This is a genomic window from Agrobacterium sp. rho-8.1 (assembly GCF_033957725.1).
In the GTDB taxonomy this organism is placed as follows: Bacteria; Pseudomonadota; Alphaproteobacteria; order Rhizobiales; family Rhizobiaceae; genus Agrobacterium.
Genome location: NZ_CP192788.1, coordinates 1,418,103 through 1,433,839, shown reverse-complemented (window position 1 = coordinate 1,433,839; position 15,737 = coordinate 1,418,103). Strand labels below are relative to the sequence as shown.

At 57.6% G+C, this 15,737-nt stretch carries 16 protein-coding genes; 11 read left to right on the top strand and 5 right to left on the bottom strand.

The genetic code is table 11. The features are described 5' to 3' along the window. From lpdA to lipA, 4 genes are read left to right on the top strand one after another with little or no spacing between them, the layout of a single operon-like run. Window positions 1–1,446 carry a dihydrolipoyl dehydrogenase gene (gene lpdA, locus RMR21_RS07240; RefSeq protein ID WP_498669980.1) on the top strand — a complete coding sequence of 482 codons (1,446 nt, stop codon included), beginning with the start codon at window positions 1–3 and terminating at the stop codon, window positions 1,444–1,446. A 56-nt stretch (window positions 1,447–1,502) separates the two neighbouring features. Continuing rightward, window positions 1,503–1,757: a GlsB/YeaQ/YmgE family stress response membrane protein gene (locus RMR21_RS07235; protein WP_183896836.1), complete on the top strand. Its 255-nt coding sequence runs from the start codon at window positions 1,503–1,505 to the stop codon at window positions 1,755–1,757. A gap of 40 nt (window positions 1,758–1,797) precedes the next feature. Further along, window positions 1,798–2,046: a GlsB/YeaQ/YmgE family stress response membrane protein gene (locus tag RMR21_RS07230; RefSeq protein WP_498669979.1), complete on the top strand. Its 249-nt coding sequence runs from the start codon at window positions 1,798–1,800 to the stop codon at window positions 2,044–2,046. A 32-nt stretch (window positions 2,047–2,078) separates the two neighbouring features. Then, window positions 2,079–3,053, top strand: a complete 975-nt coding sequence (lipA, locus tag RMR21_RS07225) for a lipoyl synthase (RefSeq protein ID WP_498669978.1) — start codon at window positions 2,079–2,081, stop codon at window positions 3,051–3,053. Window positions 3,054–3,254: 201 nt separating this feature from the next. Here lipA and RMR21_RS07220 read toward each other — a convergent pair whose 3' ends face one another. The 3 genes from RMR21_RS07220 to RMR21_RS07210 form a co-directional block, all read right to left on the bottom strand. After that, entirely contained in the window at window positions 3,255–4,187 is a 933-nt protein-coding gene (locus tag RMR21_RS07220) for a DMT family transporter (protein WP_498669977.1), read from the bottom strand. Between the two features lie 62 nt (window positions 4,188–4,249). Then, complete coding sequence (locus RMR21_RS07215) at window positions 4,250–4,990, bottom strand: AraC family transcriptional regulator (RefSeq protein WP_498669976.1); 741 nt, start codon at window positions 4,988–4,990, stop codon at window positions 4,250–4,252. A gap of 97 nt (window positions 4,991–5,087) precedes the next feature. After that, the gene (locus tag RMR21_RS07210) at window positions 5,088–5,270 is read right to left on the bottom strand and encodes a hypothetical protein (RefSeq protein ID WP_174153199.1); all 183 of its coding nucleotides are present in this window, start codon (window positions 5,268–5,270) and stop codon (window positions 5,088–5,090) included. Between the two features lie 121 nt (window positions 5,271–5,391). Between RMR21_RS07210 and RMR21_RS07205 the strand changes: the two genes are divergently transcribed. Further along, a complete protein-coding gene (locus RMR21_RS07205) occupies window positions 5,392–5,961 on the top strand; it encodes a P-loop NTPase family protein (RefSeq protein ID WP_498669975.1) in 570 nt (189 codons plus the stop codon). A gap of 9 nt (window positions 5,962–5,970) precedes the next feature. Then, on the top strand, window positions 5,971–6,420 hold the full coding sequence (locus RMR21_RS07200; protein WP_498669974.1) for a type II toxin-antitoxin system RatA family toxin: 450 nt from the start codon (window positions 5,971–5,973) through the stop codon (window positions 6,418–6,420). Here the strand turns inward: RMR21_RS07200 and RMR21_RS07195 are convergent. Both RMR21_RS07195 and RMR21_RS07190 read right to left on the bottom strand, forming a co-directional pair. Beyond that, entirely contained in the window at window positions 6,408–6,911 is a 504-nt protein-coding gene (locus RMR21_RS07195; protein WP_498669973.1) for a CinA family protein, read from the bottom strand. The two genes, RMR21_RS07200 and RMR21_RS07195, sit on opposite strands and share 13 nt — an antisense overlap. Beyond that, the gene (locus tag RMR21_RS07190) at window positions 6,908–8,095 is read right to left on the bottom strand and encodes a bifunctional 2-C-methyl-D-erythritol 4-phosphate cytidylyltransferase/2-C-methyl-D-erythritol 2,4-cyclodiphosphate synthase (protein ID WP_498669972.1); all 1,188 of its coding nucleotides are present in this window, start codon (window positions 8,093–8,095) and stop codon (window positions 6,908–6,910) included. Before RMR21_RS07190 ends, RMR21_RS07195 begins: the two co-directional genes overlap by 4 nt. Before the next feature lie 243 nt (window positions 8,096–8,338). Between RMR21_RS07190 and dusB the strand changes: the two genes are divergently transcribed. The 5 genes from dusB (at window position 8,339) to ntrX (ending at window position 15,716) form a co-directional block, all read left to right on the top strand. Continuing rightward, entirely contained in the window at window positions 8,339–9,355 is a 1,017-nt protein-coding gene (gene dusB / locus RMR21_RS07185; RefSeq protein ID WP_498669971.1) for a tRNA dihydrouridine synthase DusB, read from the top strand. Then, a complete protein-coding gene (locus tag RMR21_RS07180; RefSeq protein WP_498669970.1) occupies window positions 9,352–10,500 on the top strand; it encodes a two-component system sensor histidine kinase NtrB in 1,149 nt (382 codons plus the stop codon). Before dusB ends, RMR21_RS07180 begins: the two co-directional genes overlap by 4 nt. Then, a complete protein-coding gene (ntrC, locus tag RMR21_RS07175) occupies window positions 10,497–11,948 on the top strand; it encodes a nitrogen regulation protein NR(I) (RefSeq protein ID WP_498669969.1) in 1,452 nt (483 codons plus the stop codon). Before RMR21_RS07180 ends, ntrC begins: the two co-directional genes overlap by 4 nt. A gap of 143 nt (window positions 11,949–12,091) precedes the next feature. After that, complete coding sequence (locus tag RMR21_RS07170) at window positions 12,092–14,362, top strand: sensor histidine kinase NtrY-like (RefSeq protein ID WP_498669968.1); 2,271 nt, start codon at window positions 12,092–12,094, stop codon at window positions 14,360–14,362. Continuing rightward, window positions 14,352–15,716, top strand: a complete 1,365-nt coding sequence (gene ntrX / locus RMR21_RS07165) for a nitrogen assimilation response regulator NtrX (RefSeq protein WP_498669967.1) — start codon at window positions 14,352–14,354, stop codon at window positions 15,714–15,716. Before RMR21_RS07170 ends, ntrX begins: the two co-directional genes overlap by 11 nt. The last annotated feature ends 21 nt before the right edge of the window (window positions 15,717–15,737 follow it).

The following is a 15,737-nucleotide window of genomic DNA, read 5'->3' as shown; positions in this document are numbered from 1 at the left end:
ATGGCTCAATCTTACGACGTCATCGTCATTGGCTCCGGTCCGGGTGGTTATATCGCTGCCATTCGCGCGGCTCAGCTCGGTCTGAAGGTTGCCGTCGTGGAGCGCGAACACCTGGCGGGCATCTGCTCCAACTGGGGCTGCATTCCCACCAAGGCCCTGCTGCGCACCGCAGACGTCATGCACAGCGCAACCCATGCGAAGGATTACGGCCTGACGCTGGAAGGCTCGATCAAGCCGGACGTGAAGGCCATCGTCGCCCGCTCGCGCGGCATCGCGGCACGCATGAACAACGGCGTCGGTTTCCTGTTCAAGAAGAACAAGGTTGATATCATCTGGGGTGAGGCCAAGCTGACAAAGCCGGGCGAAATCGTTGTCGGCAAGATGACCAAGCCGGTCGTCCAGCCGCAGGGTCCCGTGCCGAAAAACACGCTGGGCGAGGGCACCTATACCGCCAAGCACATCATCGTCGCCACCGGCGCACGTCCGCGCGCATTGCCGGGCATCGAACCGGATGGCAAGCTGATCTGGACATACTTCGAAGCGATGAAGCCGGAAGAGCTGCCGAAGTCGCTGCTCGTCATGGGTTCGGGCGCCATCGGCATCGAGTTCGCCAGCTTCTATCGCACCATGGGCGTCGATGTGACGGTCGTCGAAATCATGAGTCAGGTCATGCCGGTCGAGGATGCGGAAATCTCCGCCTTCGCAAAGAAGCAGTTCGACAAGCAGGGCATCAAGATCCATCTGGAAGCCAAGGTCGCCAAGGTTGAGAAGGGTGCAAATTCCGTCACCGCCACCATCGAAAAGAAGGACGGCTCGTCCGAGAAGATCACCGCAGACCGGATGATCTCCGCCGTCGGCGTTCAGGCCAATATCGAGAATATCGGCCTTGAAGCAGCGGGCGTGAAGACCGATCGCGGCTTCGTTGTCATCGATGGTTACGGCAAGACCAACGTTCCCGGCATCTATGCCATCGGCGATGTTGCGGGCGGCCCGCTTCTGGCCCACAAGGCCGAGCATGAAGCCGTCATCTGCGTCGAAAAGATCGCAGGCCTGCCGAATGTCCACCCCATGGACAAGAGCAAGATCCCCGGCTGCACCTATTGCAACCCGCAGGTCGCCTCGGTCGGTCTGACGGAAGCCAAGGCCAAGGAACAGGGCCGCGACGTGCGCGTCGGCCGTTTCTCCTTTGCGGCCAACGGCAAGGCCGTGGCGCTCGGCGAAGACCAGGGCATGGTCAAGACCATCTTCGACAGAAAAACCGGCGAGCTCATCGGCGCGCATATGGTGGGTGCGGAAGTGACCGAACTCATCCAGGGCTTCGTCGTCGCCATGAACCTCGAAACCACCGAGGAAGACCTGATGCACACCATCTTCCCGCATCCGACATTGTCGGAAATGATGAAGGAAAGCGTGCTGGATGCCTATGGACGTGCGCTGAACGCTTGATAATTGCGTTGCCTGCTCCCACTCTTTGTGGAGAGCGGCATCAACGGGAGAACGACATGTCAGTTGCAACGGAAGCCTGGATTATCTTTCTCCTGATCGGCCTTGTGGCCGGTTTTCTGGCAAGCCTCATCGTTGGCGGCGGTGGTCTGATCGGTTGCCTGCTCAGCGGTGTTATCGGCGCATTCGTCGGCGGTTATGTGTTCAACGCGCTTGGCATTTCGCTGGGCATTGAAAACGCGCTGGTGGTGCAGATCATCCATGCCACGGTGGGCGCAATCATCGTGACGCTGATTGCGAAACTGATTGTCTGACATAAAAGCGCAGGCGACGGCAGAAGGTGAAGGTTAAGGCATGGAAAGTGTAGGCTGGATTGGCGCAATCTTCATCGGCGGCTTGGCGGGATGGCTCGCAGGCAAGCTGATGGATATGCGTTTCGGCATTTTCATGAACATCATTCTCGGTATCGTCGGCTCCGTGGTGGCGGTTGCCGTGCTGCGCACCTTCGATGTCTTCGTGCAAGATAGTCGCCTCGGTTATTTCGTCACGTCTTTCTTGGGCGCAAGCCTTCTGTTATTCCTCGCCAAGCTCGTCAGGCGCTAAGGCCGCATCCAAGCGGTAGAAGCAGGTCTCTAATGGTCACTATTCTCGACAGGATGTCCCAGACGGACGAAAAGCGCGTTCGTCACCCGGAAAAGGCTCACAAGCCCGATACGGAAGTCCTGCGCAAACCGGAATGGATCCGCGTCAAGGCGCCGACGTCCAAGGGTTACCACGAGACGCGCGAACTGGTGCGCAGCCACAAGCTGGTGACCGTTTGCGAAGAGGCCGGCTGTCCGAATATCGGCGAGTGCTGGGAAAAGAAGCACGCCACCTTCATGATCATGGGCGAAATCTGCACACGCGCCTGCGCCTTCTGCAATGTCTCCACCGGCAAGCCGAATGCGCTCGACATGGCAGAGCCGGAAAACGTCGCCAAGGCCGTCAAGCAGATGGGCCTGTCCCATGTCGTCATCACCTCTGTGGACCGTGACGATCTGGACGATGGAGGTGCGGAGCATTTCGAAAAGGTCATCTGGGCCATCCGCGCAGCGTCGCCAGGGACCACCATTGAAATCTTGACGCCTGACTTCCTCAAGAAGCCCGGCGCGCTTGAACGCGTCGTGGCGGCCAAGCCTGATGTCTTCAACCACAACATGGAAACCGTCCCCGGCAATTATCTCACCGTGCGCCCCGGCGCGCGCTATTTCCATTCCGTACGCCTGCTTCAGCGCGTAAAGGAACTGGACCCGACCATGTTCACCAAATCCGGCATCATGGTCGGCCTTGGCGAAGAGCGCAACGAAGTGCTGCAACTGATGGACGACCTGCGCAGCGCAGACGTCGACTTCCTCACCATCGGCCAGTACCTGCAGCCGACCCGCAAGCACCACAAGGTCGAAAAATTCGTCACGCCGGAAGAGTTCAAATCCTATGAGACGATTGCCTACACCAAGGGCTTTCTGATGGTCGCATCCAGTCCTCTGACACGTTCCTCACACCATGCGGGTGATGATTTCGAGCGGCTACGGGCCAATCGCGAGCGGAAGTTGCTGGCTGCTGCGGAGTAGGTTGAGATACTGTTGTCAGGCAAGGCCTGCCAGCGTACGACGCCCTTATTCTTGGGCATGACACCCACCTTGTCCCGAGGATTTCCCGACGTTGCATGTAGCGGAGCGTTAATTCTGGGATCAAGCCCGAGCATGACGACGGAGGGGGAGGGTTTCCCCTTAGAAGGCAATTGTCTCGCATTGGTTCAAAGCCGTCGCGTTTTACCCATGCACCTTCGCAGGCCGATGCGCCTGCATGCACAGCAACACGCTCACCACGACAGACACAATAGCAGCAGTTTCTATCAGGGTCGGCCCGCGCTGTTCCCACACGAACCCATAGAGAAGCGCAAAAAGCGTTTCGAACAGGATCATCTGTCCGACCATGGTCAGAGGCAGCAGGCGGCTCATACGGTTCCAGAGCGCATTCCCGAAAATGGAGGCGGAGATTCCAAGACCCACCGCGACCGAGGCGAATTGCAGCCAGCCTGCGTGTGTGTGGACATCTGCGTTGAAGCCGAAGGCGGGGACCGCGAGCACGAGGGCCAACCCGCCTGTCACGACGCCCGTCATCAGGTTCCATTCGTCGGCGCTCACATCGTGCAGGCGCGTCAGCCAGCGGGCATTGCCGACGGCAAATGCCGTCCACGATGCGAGCGCTCCGATGGCGCAGACGAGGCCGACGATCTTCGTGAGATCGAACCCGTTTTGCCCTTGGGACAATGACTGCCACGACACGCCAAAAATGCCGATGGCCCCGAAGACGAGTGATGGCCACAGCCGTTTGAGCGAGATCGCGCCATGGTCACGAGTGCCGATAATGGTCACGGCCACAGGAAGAAAGCCGATGATGATGGAGGTAAAGGCGACGCCGCTGAGCTGCACCGCTGTGGAGATGAGAAAGTAATAGACGATATTGCCGATCAGGCTGAGCCACCCCAACGCAATCCATTCCGCTTTGCCGAACCGGGACGCAACACGGCGAAGTTTGGGGCCGATCAACATCAGCGCAAAGACGCCGTAGGTGAGATATCTCGCCGTCGACAGCTGCAACGGCGTAAAGCCATCAGGGATCAGCTTTGGAGCGAGAAAGATCCCTCCCCAAAGCGCGCCTGCCAGCATCCCGTAAAATACGCCCAGTCCCGTCCTGTTCATGCCATGCCCACTCGTTGCCTGACGCTCTTTGCCACGGCGGATGGGTGCTGTCTTGACATAAACTACTGCGGCAGCGCTGAAAACTCACGGCGATAGGCGGCGGGTGTGGTGCCCATGGTTTTCTTCATGGCGCGGGTGAGGGCAGTCTGATCGGAAAAACCTGCCCGGTCGGCAATCTGCGCAATTGGCAGGTTTGAGCCTGTCAGAAGCCTGCATATCGCCTTCATGCGCAGATCGCGGAGCCAGAGATGCGGGCTTTCGTCGAAGTGCTCGCGGAAAACCGCATGCAAGCGGCTGACACTGATGTCGGCCTGGTCTGCCATGCGTTCCAATCGCCACGGCATGAGCGGATTGATTTCCACGAGGGCTTTCAAAGCGGTCAATCGGGAAACAAGATCGGGATTTTCGTCCACGAGACTGGAGAGAAGGATCGGCGCCCAGGCGAGGCTGGCCTTGGCATCCTGTTCGCCGCTTTGAATCAAATCGTGCATGTAGCGGGTGAGCTTGGTGGTGCGCGTGTTGAGATCGATAAAGGGCGTCGACGCGAACCTGTCGAGAATCTGCGCAGGCACTGACTGTTCGTCGATATCGACGACCAGCGAGCGGTTCAAGATATCACTGGTTTGCGTGTGGGCGGTATGTCGATGAACGATCACGCCCTTGGAAGCGGATAGTTTCTCCTGAAGACCGCAGACGTCTATTTCGAGCTGCCCTGTAACGGGAAGAACGATCTGCACGAAGGCATGACGCTCATTCGGCGTTTCGTGGCGGTAGGAGCGCAGATCGACAGACACGGCTTTCATTCCACGACCCTCCCTTCCCAAAACGGAAGATGGCCGCGACGCGGCCACCTATGGACTGGATGATTTCATGTCGGCAGGCAAACCGCCAGCCAAAATCTCAAGCCTCGGCTTCCTGCTTGATGGTCGATTCGCCGCGCTTGCGCTTGCGCAGCACCGGTTTGTTTTCCCGTGCTTCGCACTTGGCAACGTCGATGAGATAGGCAAGCATCGGCATGCTGTTCATGGATGCCAGCTGTTTTGCGGATTCCAGAAGGTTGATGATGTTGGCAAAATCGTCCATCGTATCACTCGGTTGTTTGGTTGCATCCCAAGGCTGCAATCGTCGTTGTTGTTAAATAACGCCGAGCCCGGTCGGGTTGCAATAGTCAATTTCTGCAAACTGCTATGCAAGGGTAGACGAGATGGTCGCCATCAACAGCATCGAGGAAGCCGCCGAGCGTATATCCAAGGCATCCCGCATCATGGTCGTCGGCTCCTCAGGGGGCGGGAAGACGACGCTATCGAGCCAAATTGCGAAACGCTTAGGCCTCACACACATTTCGATGGATAAAGAATTCTTCTGGTTGCCTGGTTGGGTGCCCAGAGAGCGCGCCGAGCAACGTCAGATGATTTCAGAGTTCATCCAAAACGACCGCTGGATTATGGATGGTAGCAACCCATCTAGCTTCGATTTAAGGCTGCCAAGAACAGATTTCATTATATGGGTACGCATATCACGTCTCATCTGCATTTGGAGCGTTTTGAAGCGAGTGGCTAAGAGCTATGGGAAGACACGGCCGGATATGGCGACAGGTTGCGTGGAGCAATGGCCTGACAGGGAGTTCCTCAGCTACATCTGGAACTTCGAGAAGCACCACGCGCCCATATTCCTGCGCAATTTCGAGCTTTACGGTCCGCACGTGCCAATATTTCAGGTGAAATCCAGAGCGCAGGCCAGTCAGCTTCTTGATCTTGTTCGCGCGGCGCATTAACTGCCCCTCATGCCGCAATTCGAAACACGCCGCCCTGTCAAACACTCTCCCGAACGGATGTATAATCTCGTTGCCGATGTGGAGACGTATCCCCAATTTCTGCCGCTTTGCGATGGTTTGACCGTTCGGTCCAGAAAAGAACGCGACACCAAGACCTTGCTGGTGGCGGATATGACGGTGGGCTACAAAGCCATTCGTGAGACTTTCACGACTCAGGTTCTTCTCAAACCTGAGGAATCGGCCATCGATGTTAAATATCTGGATGGGCCGTTCAAATATCTCGACAATCGCTGGCGTTTCGAACCTGGCGAAAATGGTGGCTGCTCAGTCTACTTTTTTATCGATTACGAGTTCAAGAGCCGTTTTCTGGGCGCTGTCATGGGCTCGATGTTCGACCGCGCATTTCGCATGTTCGCGGAAGCGTTCGAAGCGCGCGCCGACAAGATCTATACCGACTGAGACAGTTCAATCAGCATCTCAAGGGATGTCTTGACCGTCGCGAGCCGAACCGTGTCGCGTCCGATATCTCCATACCGCATCTCCCGGTGAAGGATATCACCGGCACGTGTCTTTGCAGCAAGATGAACGAGACCGACCGGCTTGAGGGCGGACCCGCCGCCGGGACCGGCAATGCCCGTGACAGCAATGGACAACTGCGCGCGTGATCGATAAAGCGCGCCATGCGCCATTTGAAAGGCGGTTTCCATGGAAACTGCACCGAAGGTTTCCAGCGTCAGGGTGCTGACCCCGAGCATGTCCATCTTGGCGTCGTTGGTGTAGGTGACGAAGCCACGGTCGACCACGGCGGAAGACCCTGCGATCTCCGTCAGCGCTCCGGCGATCAGTCCGCCCGTGCAGCTCTCCGCCGTCGATAGCATGTATCCCCGTGCTGTGAAGTCGTGCACGATCTTTTGTGCCAGCGCCTCGATGTCTGACGGAAAAACGCTCATGCAGGCCTCTGGCGATAAACAACGGTCGCGGTTGCGATAGCGGCTATTCCCTCACGCCGACCGACGAAGCCTATGGTTTCGTTGGTGGTTGCCTTGACCGAGCAGCGGTCGAGCGAGATGTCGAGGATGTCCGCAAGGTTCTCACGCATCGCCTGCCGGTGAGGGCCGATCCGTGGCTCCTCGGCGATCAGCGAAACGTCGGCATTCATGATCGTGCCGCCATTGCCCCGCACGACCTTTGCCGCATGTTCCAGAAAAATGCGCGATGCAGCACCCTTCCACTGCGGGTCGGATGGCGGAAAATGATCGCCGATATCACCGGCGCCGCACGTCGCCAGCAACGCGTCCGTCAGGGCATGGAGCGCAACGTCTGCATCCGAGTGGCCGATAAGCTTCTGATCGTGGGGGATGAAGATGCCACAAAGCGTCACGCCATCGCCTTCACCCAGTTGATGCACATCGTAACCGTTGCCTGTGCGTACATCCGGCAACGCGGCGGAAAGCTTTTCGTCAGCCATGGTGATATCCCGTTTCAAAGTCAGTTTTACGTTATCGACGATGCCATCCACCAGCTTCACCGGTGTGCCGGCCCATTCGGCAATCGCGGCATCGTCGGTAAAGTCGCTGCGACCGGAAGAGGCGGCATGTCTATGCGCCCCTAAAATGAGACAATAATCGAAAGTTTGCGGCGTCTGTGCCGAGTAGAGATGGCTGCGCGAGACGGTTTCTCCGACATAGCCATCATGGCCGCGCTTCAAGGTATCGGCGACGGGCACCGCAGGCAAAACGGCCTGCGCGCCTGCAGCAAGGGCGTTCGCGATACGCTCCAGCAGATCGACATCGATAAAGGGGCGCACGGCATCATGGATCATGACATGGGTGACGTCGTGAGCTTCAAGTGCTTCAAGCCCTGCCAGAACGGATTGCTGGCGCATCGGCCCGCCCGTCACTTGGCTGATCCGATCATGTGCATTCAGTCTTTGGGCGATAGGTTCGAACAGCGCACGATCGTCGGCATGGGTGACCACCACGATATGCGTGGACTGCTCCCAGTCCAAAAATTGAACGAGCGTGTGTTCGATGACGGCCTTGCCGCCGATAAGGCGATATTGCTTGGGGCCTTCTTCCGGTGCGCCTGCGCGTTCGCCACGACCTGCCGCCACGACGACGATACCGATTCTCATAGAGCTTTCCTGCATTGAACCCATATCATTTATGCATTTCTTCAACGGTTTACTTCGCTGGTCTAGCGTTTTAGGAAAAGGTTGACCAGTGGCAGACGCGCTGGCTTATCCCGCATCCTCGATGCGTATGATCTCTTCAAGCCGCGACAAAACGGCAAGTCAAAAAAACACACGCCTATATCAGTGAAAACGCTTGGCAAGAGCACGAACACTGTCTAAAAATAATGCAAATTTGAAAAATGCATGAAAGTTGACCATTTGCTTAATTCGAAGCTGTCAGACCCATTTCAGATCGGACCCGTCACCGTTCGCAACCGGGCGGTGCTTGCGCCCATGTCTGGTGTGACCGATCTGCCGTTTCGTCAGCTTGCCTGGCGCTTCGGTGCCGGTCTTGTGGTGACGGAAATGGTGGCCAGCCGCGAACTGGTCGCCAATCGCGGAGAATCATGGGCACGACTGAAGAATGCGGGCATGGTTCCGCATATGGTCCAGCTTGCCGGGCGCGAGGCTTACTGGATGGCCGAGGCCGCAAAAATCTCCGCAGATAATGGCGCCGGGATCATCGACATCAATATGGGTTGCCCGGCCAAGAAAGTGACAGGTGGGTTTTCCGGCTCGGCGCTGATGCGGGAGCCCGATCATGCGTTGACACTGATCGAGGCGACGGTCAAAGCGGTGAACGTACCGGTCACATTGAAAATGCGACTGGGCTGGGATGATGATTCCATCAACGCCCCGGAGATTGCCGCGCGTGCAGAGGCCATGGGCGTCAAGCTCATCACCATTCACGGTCGCACACGCATGCAGTTTTACGAAGGCCGCGCCAATTGGGATGCCATCAAGGCTGTGCGTGACGTCATCTCTGTACCTCTCATCGCCAATGGCGATGTGGAAACGAGTGCCGATGCCTCTGAGATCCTGCGCCGCTCCGGCGCGGATGCCGTCATGGTGGGGCGAGGGGCGCAAGGGCAACCGTGGTTGCCGGCTGTTCTGGCAGGCCATGCACCGCCGATGCCGGAGCAGATCGCTGATATCGCCGTCGAACATTATGAATTGATGCTGGAATTTTACGGCATTGAAGCCGGGCTTCGTCACGCGCGCAAGCATCTCGGATGGTATCTGGATCGATTTGCGCCTGACATGAAGACAGATGACAAGGTTGACATCATGACATCGAAAAACACGGCGCAGGTGATAGTCCTGCTGCGCTCGGCCCTGCAGCAGGGCGCGGAAAACTCTGCCGCGAGGCAGGCCGCATGAGTGCCGAGACTGCACCCCCCGGTGGCAGCAATGTGCTGGCCATGGCCGTTCTCAACGCCGTTCAAAACCCGGTGATACTGGTCGATGGAGAGGGCTTCATTGCGTTTGCCAACTGGGAGGCAGAGGCGTTTTTCGGCGCAAGTGCCACGCACCTGGCGCGTTACCGCATTTCGACCTTCATTCCATTTGGTAGCCCACTGCTCGCCCTGATCGATCAGGTGCGCGAACGCCGTGCGCCGGTCAACGAGTACCGCGTCGATCTCTCGTCGCCGCGTCTGGGCCAGGACAAGCTGGTCGATCTCTACGTTGCGCCTGTCGTCAGCGAGCCGGGTTCGGTTGTGGTGGTGTTTCAGGAACGCTCCATGGCCGACAAGATCGACCGTCAGTTGACGCATCGTGCCGCAGCCCGCTCGGTGACGGGGCTGGCGTCGATGCTGGCCCATGAGATCAAGAACCCGCTTTCAGGCATCCGCGGTGCGGCGCAGCTGCTCGAAACATCCGTTCCCGATGAAGACCGCGCACTGACCCGGCTGATCTGCGATGAGACCGACCGCATCGTATCTCTTGTGGATCGAATGGAGATTTTCTCCGACGAGCGCCCCGTCGATCGTATGCCGATCAACATTCACTCGGTTCTGGACCATGTGAAGGCCGTGGCAAAAGCCGGGTTCGCGCGCAATGTGAAGATCAGCGAAAACTACGATCCGTCCTTGCCCCCCGTCTATGCCAATCGCGATCAACTGGTGCAGGTGTTCCTCAATCTGGTGAAGAACGCCGCCGAAGCGGTCAGCAACCAGCAGGATGGCGAAATCATTCTGACGACGGCCTACCGCCCGGGCATTCGTCTGTCTGTCGCGGGGACGCGTGAGCGCATTTCGCTGCCGCTGGAATTTTGCGTGGTCGACAACGGTCCGGGTGTTCCGTCAGATCTCGTGCCGCATCTTTTCGACCCTTTCATTACGACAAAAACAAACGGTTCCGGTCTGGGCCTTGCCCTCGTTGCGAAACTCATCGGTGCCCACGGTGGCATCGTGGAATGCGACAGCCAGAACCACCGCACGACTTTCCGCGTTTTGATGCCTGTTTCCCCCGAAGTGGCGGTGGACGACAGCATTTTGCCGAACCCGACAGGACTTAATCGATGACAGCAACGATTCTCGTGGCCGATGACGACGCGGCCATCCGCACCGTTCTCAATCAGGCTCTCAGCCGTGCCGGGTACGACGTGCGCATTACCTCCAACGCGGCAACGCTGTGGCGCTGGATTTCTGCGGGTGAGGGCGATCTTGTCGTGACCGACGTGGTCATGCCGGACGAAAACGCATTCGACCTTCTTCCTCGAATCAAAAAAGCTCGACCAGATCTTCCGGTGCTGGTCATGAGCGCCCAGAATACTTTCATGACCGCCATCAAGGCCTCTGAAAAAGGCGCCTATGATTATCTGCCCAAGCCGTTTGATCTGACGGAGCTGATCGCCATTATCGGTCGCGCTCTGTCCGAGCCCAAGCGCAAGCCTGCGAAGCTTGATGACGACATGCAAGACGGCATGCCGCTGGTCGGACGGTCCGCCGCCATGCAGGAGATCTACCGCGTCTTGGCGCGGCTGATGCAGACGGATTTGACGCTGATGATCACCGGCGAGTCGGGCACGGGTAAGGAGCTTGTTGCGCGCGCGCTTCACGATTACGGCAAACGCCGCAACGGGCCGTTCGTGGCGATTAACATGGCCGCGATTCCCCGAGACCTCATCGAGTCAGAACTCTTCGGTCACGAAAAGGGCGCTTTTACCGGCGCGCAAAACCGCTCGACCGGTCGCTTCGAGCAGGCCGAGGGTGGGACGTTGTTTCTCGATGAAATCGGCGATATGCCGATGGATGCTCAGACCCGTCTTTTGCGGGTATTGCAGCAGGGGGAATATACCACTGTTGGCGGACGTACGCCCATCCGCACCGATGTTCGCATCGTCGCCGCGACCAATAAGGATCTGAAGACCTCGATCAACCAGGGTCTGTTCCGCGAAGACCTTTACTACAGGCTCAACGTCGTACCGTTGCGCTTGCCGCCCCTGCGTGACCGTGCGGAAGACATTCCCGACCTCGTCCGCCACTTCATCCAGACCGGTGAAAAGGAAGGGCTGGAGGGTAAGCGCTTCGAGACCGAGGCTTTGGAGTTGATGAAGGCCTATGCCTGGCCGGGCAACGTGCGTGAGCTGGAAAACCTTATCCGTCGTCTGATGGCGCTCTATCCGCAGGAAGTGATCACCCGCGAAATCATCGATCAGGAGCTTCAGTCCGATGTGGCCGACAGCCCGATTGATCGGACAGCCGTGCGCAACGGCTCGTTGACGATCTCGCAGGCCGTGGAAGAAAATATGCGCGATTATTTTTCAGGGTTCGGCGAAAGCCTTCCTCCGCCGGGCCTCTATGATCGCGTTCTGCGGGAAATGGAATATCCACTCATTCTTGCTGCACTGACGGCGACGCGTGGCAACCAGATCAAGGCTGCGGACTTGCTGGGATTGAACCGAAATACGTTGCGCAAGAAAATCCGGGAACTCGGCGTGTCGGTGTACAGGAGCTCTAGAACTGCCTGAGTCTGTTGACAAGGCTTGTGTGTCGTTGCATTTTCGCCACAAAGTGTTGCTTGAAAATCACGGGAACGTCTGGATTCGTCGATGAACGGCGTTCTCTCTAGCAAGACGATAATGTCGCAATAAAGCGGCTTGGGAAATGATCGATGCGCAAACCTGTCGCAGATAAGGTTTCCGACCGTGCGTCGGCCGATATAGTCATTGCCGACCGGCGAATGTCATTTGCCTTCCCTGGACTGGTGCTCGCAGGCGTTGCGCTGATCTGTGCGATGCTGACCCTGTTCGTGCTGCTCGGATTGACCCCGATTGCGCCGACGACAAACGTGGTCATCGCTTCGGTCATCATCAACTCGCTGTTCGTCATCGGGCTGATGTACCTTATCGGTCGCGAAATAAATCGTCTCATGAAAGCGCGGCGACGGGGCAGGGCGGCGGCGCGCTTGCATGTGAGAATCGTCGCTCTCTTTTCCATCGTCGCGATCACTCCCGCCGTTCTGGTGGCGATCTTTGCGAGTATTACGCTCAATGTCGGTCTCGACCGTTGGTTTGCCCTGCGCACTCAGGCCATTGTCGATTCGTCCAGCAATATTGCCCAAGCCTATATGCTTGAAAATGCGGGCTATTTGCAGGGCCAGACGCTCTCCATGGCGACTGACCTAGATCGTAACCGCGCGCTTTTCTATCTTGACCGCACCGGCTTTGTTGAACTGATGACGCGGCAGGCCAAGGGCCGCGGGCTGCTTGGCGCATTTCTGGTGCAACAAGACGGCGATGCGGTCGTCCAGGCTGACATCAAGACAGAAAGACCGCTTCCAGCCATTCCGCAGGATGCCCTTCAAAAGGCTGGCGCTGGTCAGCCTACCCTCATTCCTCCTGGTGTCACCAATCTGGTGGGCGCAATCATCAAGCTAGAGGGTATCGGTGGAACGTTTCTTTACACCGTGCGCGCAGTAGACCCGAAGGTCATGTCAGCCATGCGGTTGATGGAAGAAAACCGTGCCGAGTATAAAGCCATGGAGGCGGGTCGCGCACCGCTGCAAATCGCGTTTGCGATTCTCTATCTCGGTTTTGCGCTCATCGTTCTTCTTGCCGCCATCTGGACCGCCATCGCTGTTGCGGACCGTATCGTGCGCCCGATTCGGCTGCTCATCAGCGCAGCCGATAGTGTGGCTATGGGCAACATGCATGTGCTTGTACCCGTCCGTGCGGCCGATGGAGATGTCGGTAGACTTGCGCGAACCTTCAACAAGATGATTGGTGAAATTCGCAGCCAGCAGGACGAAATCATCGAGGCGAAGGATGATATCGACAACCGCCGTCGCTTCATCGAGGCGGTGCTATCGGGCGTGACGGCGGCTGTGATCGGCGTCGACGAACATCGCAACATCACGATTGCCAACCCCTCCGCAGAAGAGTTTCTGGCTGTTTCCTCCGAACAGCTGGTGGGTTCACCGCTGGTCGAGATCGCGCCTGAAATCGAGCACGTCGTGACGGAAGCCGCAGCGTCCGCGCGGATGGATTTCCGCCACCAGATCAATATCATCAGGCGCGGTAAAGAGCGTACGTTGAACGTTCAGGTGACGCGGGAGGATGCTCGTGATGGCCACGAATCCTACGTCATTACGCTCGATGACATCACAGATCTCGTCATCGCCCAACGCTCGACCGCGTGGTCGGAAGTGGCACGGCGCATCGCCCATGAAATCAAAAACCCGCTGACACCGATTCAGCTTTCGGCAGAGCGCATCAAACGTCGCTTCGGCAAGCAGATACACGATGAAACAGACCGTGCCGTGTTCGATCAGTGCACCGACACGATTGTGCGTCAGGTTGGTGATATCGGGCGCATGGTCGACGAGTTCTCCGCCTTTGCCCGTATGCCGAAGCCGACCAAGGAGATGTCCGATTTGCGGACAATCCTCAAGGACGCCACATTCCTCAGGGAAATGGGTGCAGCGCATGTAAAATTCACAACCGAACTGGGCGACGAGCCACTTGAGGCGATGTTCGATTCGCGCATGCTCGAGCAGGCCTTCGGCAATCTCATCAAGAATGCCACGGAGGCGATCGAGTCGGTTGAAACGAGCGATGCGCCCCGCGAAGGAAGAGTTCTCGTCAGGGCCTCTTTTGACGAGGAGAACAACCGGTTTATTGCAGATGTGATCGATAACGGTCGTGGTTTGCCAGTCGAAAACCGTCATCGCATTCTCGAGCCTTACATGACGATGCGCGAAAAGGGCACAGGCCTTGGTCTAGCCATCGTCAAGAAGATCATTGAAGAACACGGCGGTCATCTGGAATTGCATGATGCGCCGACCGATTTCGATCACGGCCACGGCGCCATGATCAGAGTGCTGCTGCCGCGTGTCGAAGTGGCGGTAAGCGAGAGAGACAAGGAAGTTGCATATGGCGTCTGATATTCTGGTCGTAGATGACGAAGCGGACATCCGCGAAATCGTAGCCGGTATTCTGTCCGACGAAGGCCATGAGACACGTATGGCTTTCGATAGCGACAGCGCGCTGGCCGCGATTTCCGAGCGCGTTCCCAGGCTGATTTTTCTCGATATCTGGATGCAGGGTAGCAAGCTGGATGGTCTTGCGCTGCTCGATGAGATCAAAAGCCGTCATCCCGATCTTCCCGTCGTAATGATTTCGGGTCATGGCAATATCGAGACGGCGGTCAATGCCATCAAGCGCGGCGCCTTCGACTTTATCGAGAAGCCCTTTAAAGCAGATCGTCTGATTCTGATTGCCGAGCGAGCGCTTGAAAATTCAAAACTGAAACGTGAGGTTTCAGAACTGAAAAAACGCACCGGAGATGCCGTCGAGCTCATCGGCGCGTCACTGGCGGTCTCGCAGCTGCGCCAAACTATCGACCGCGTTTCGCCCACCAATAGCCGCATCATGATTCTCGGTCCGTCCGGTTCCGGGAAGGAGCTTGTGGCGCGTATGATCCATAAGAAGTCCTCGCGGGCGACAGGACCCTTCGTCGCTCTGAATGCCGCGACGATCACGCCTGACCGTATGGAAATTGCGCTCTTCGGCACCGAAGGCCTTCCAGGTCAGCCACGCAAGGTTGGCGCACTGGAGGAGGCGCATCGCGGCGTTCTTTATCTGGACGAAGTGGGAGAAATGCCACGCGAAACGCAAAACAAGATTCTGCGTGTTCTTGTCGACCAGCAATTCGAGCGTGTCGGTGGTGGCAAACGGGTGAAGGTGGATGTCCGTATCATCTCCTCCACGGCCCATAATCTGGAAGGATTGATTGCAGACGGTCTGTTTCGCGAAGATTTGTATCACCGTCTCGCCGTGGTTCCGGTCAAGGTTCCGGCGCTTTCCGAACGTCGCGAAGATATTCCGTTTCTTGTCGATATGTTTATGCGCCAGATTTCCGAACAGGCAGGTATTCGTCCGCGTAAGATTGGGGATGACGCGATGGCTGTGCTTCAGACGCACGACTGGCCAGGCAATATCCGCCAGCTTCGCAACAATATCGAGCGGCTGATGATCCTTGCACGCCCCGATAATGTCGAGACGCCGATTTCCGCCGATATGCTGCCTGCCGATATTGGCGACATGCTGCCGAAGATCGCGGCGCAGGGGGACCAGCACATCATGACGCTTCCTTTGCGCGAAGCGCGTGAAATGTTCGAGCGGGATTATCTGGTGGCGCAGATCAACCGGTTTGGCGGCAACATTTCCCGCACGGCGGAATTTGTCGGGATGGAGCGGTCCGCTCTCCATCGGAAACTGAAGTCGCTTGGCGTCTGACGATCCTAAATTTGCTGTTCC